This window comes from Caballeronia mineralivorans PML1(12) (assembly GCF_001028175.1).
In the GTDB taxonomy this organism is placed as follows: domain Bacteria; phylum Pseudomonadota; class Gammaproteobacteria; order Burkholderiales; family Burkholderiaceae; genus Caballeronia; species Caballeronia mineralivorans.
In genome coordinates this window covers 1-2,174 of the sequence record NZ_AEJF01000052.1, presented here as the reverse complement: position 1 = coordinate 2,174, position 2,174 = coordinate 1, and the positions used below count along the sequence as shown (strand labels likewise).

The 2,174-nt window shown below is 63.9% G+C and carries 4 protein-coding genes; all 4 read left to right on the top strand.

The features are described from left to right. A partial coding sequence (locus EOS_RS05930) for an iron-sulfur cluster-binding protein (RefSeq protein ID WP_047845678.1) occupies positions 1 to 427 on the top strand: 427 nt, incomplete at its 5' end. Further along, on the top strand, positions 421 to 1,359 hold the full coding sequence (locus EOS_RS05925; protein WP_047845677.1) for a dihydroorotate dehydrogenase: 939 nt from the start codon (positions 421 to 423) through the stop codon (positions 1,357 to 1,359). The genes EOS_RS05930 and EOS_RS05925, both read left to right, overlap by 7 nt. Next, positions 1,356 to 1,724, top strand: coding sequence for a non-heme iron oxygenase ferredoxin subunit (locus EOS_RS05920; protein ID WP_047845676.1), 369 nt, complete (start codon positions 1,356 to 1,358; stop codon positions 1,722 to 1,724). The genes EOS_RS05925 and EOS_RS05920 overlap by 4 nt, the downstream gene beginning before the upstream one ends. Further along, positions 1,724 to 2,174: asparaginase domain-containing protein (locus EOS_RS05915; RefSeq protein ID WP_047845675.1), on the top strand; the 451-nt coding region annotated here is incomplete at its 3' end. The genes EOS_RS05920 and EOS_RS05915, both read left to right, overlap by 1 nt.

Below are 2,174 nucleotides of genomic sequence, written 5' to 3'. Positions count from 1 at the left end.
CGCGCAGGAAGCCATCCGCAGCGGCGCGCGCGTGACCGCGATCCTGAGCGCGCGCAGCGCGTCGCTCGTGATGTCGGCGAATTATCTGCGCGAATCAGGCGCGGAAGTCCTGGTTGTCACCGACGACGAACAAACCAGCGACGTCGTCCAGATCGAACGCATGATTCGCCGCGTTCACGCCGCTCAGGCGATCACGTTCGCGACCACGTGCGGGTCGAACCGCCTGCTCTCGACACTGCAGCGCCTCACGGCCGAGTTCGGCATTCCCGGCGAGATCGCGCTCGAACAGCACATGGGCTGCGCAATCGGCGCCTGCTACGCGTGCGTGCGTCCGTTCAGGAAACACAGCGGCTCGGACGAACTGACTTACCGGCGTGTGTGCTGGGACGGTCCCGTCTTCGACCTTCAGGAAACGACATCATGGTAGATCTCAATGTCAACATCGGTTCGCTCGCGCTCGCGAATCCGGTCATGCCCGCGTCCGGCACGTTTGCCGAAGGCACGGCGCAGGTCTTCGACCTCAACTGCCTCGGCGCGATCGTGACGAAGACGATCACGCACGACATCCGCGAAGGCGTGCCGCCGCCGCGCCTGGCCGAGTTCCGCGATGCCACGCTCTTCTCCATCGGCATTCCCAGCAAGGGCAGCGACTACTACATCAACGAGACCGTGCCCTTTTATCGACGATATTCACCGCCGCTCGTGGCAAGCATTTCAGCCAATAGCATCGAGGAGTTCGGCGAACTTGCCGCGAAGATCTCGGTGCCGGGCGTGAAAGCGATCGAGGCGAACGTCTCGTGCCCCAATCTCAAGAAGGACGGGCGCGCGTTCGGCATGGACCCGGAAGCCACGTACCAGGTCGTGAAAGCGATGAAGGCCGCCACCAGTGTCCCCATCTGGCCGAAGATGACGCCCAACGCGGGCAACGTGGTCGAAGTGGCGCGCGCGGCGGAAGAAGCCGGCGCGGACGCGCTGGTCGTGAGCAACGCCATCCTCGCGATGGCAATCGACGTCGAAACTTTCCGGCCGCGTTTGGCGAACGTCATGGGCGGACTGACCGGATCCGCGACGCGCCCCATCATGCTTCGGATTGCGTATCAATGTGTGCAGGCCGTATCGATTCCGGTGATTGGTTGCGGTGGCATCGGCAGCGCGTCAGATGCGCTCGAATTTCTGCTAGCCGGATGCAGCGCCGTGCAGGTCGGCACCGCGAACTTCGTCTCGCCGACCACCATGCCGCGCCTGATCGACGACCTCATGAAATATTGCGAGCGGCATGGCATCACGCGCATTGCGGACATCATCGGCGCGGTGCGCATGCACGAACCCATCCAGCTTCAAAAGGCGGCGGCGCTATGAATACCATCGTGATCCAGGATGCATCGGCCATGACGAACTTCTCTCTCGTGGATGGCTGGTACGAGATCGGCGCGATCGCCAAACTCTTCGCCGAACGCGATTGTCGCGGCGTAGAGCTCGCGGGCGAGAAGATCGGCCTCTTTCAGGTCGATGGCGAAGTGCACGCACTCGACGACATTTGCACGCACGGCGCAGCGCTCCTGAGCGACGGCGACATGGAAGATGGCGGAGTGGAATGCCCGCTGCACGCGGGCCTCGTGGATGTCCGCACAGGTCGCGCGCTGGCCGCACCCATCACACGCGACACGCGCCATCACGACACGAAGATCGTGGACGACCGGCTTTTCGTGAGGCTGCAAGCATGATGCAGACGCCCAATGCAGCCGCGAAACGCGCGCGGATCGCGGTGATCGGCACGGGCGGCACGTTCGCGATGCACGGGCGGCATCGCTTCGACTGGATCGAATATGCCGACAGCGGCGTGATTCATCCTATCGACGATCTGCTTGCCACACTCGGCGAACTCGCGCCCGATCTCGACCTCGTGCCGATTCCGTTTCGAAGTCTTGGAAGCGTGTCGATTGGACCGGCCGACTGGCTCGAGCTCTCGGCGCTGATCCGGCGCACAGCGGCAGCCGATCCTTCGCTGACGGGTTTCGTCGTCACGCATGGCACGGCAACGCTTGAAGAAACGGCATGGTTCCTCGACCTGACGCTCGCGCTGGATCAGCCCGTCGTCGTGACGGGCGCGCAGCGTCCGGCCAACACCGATGGCAGCGACGCCAGCGCCAACCTGCGCGCCGCGCTCGCGATTG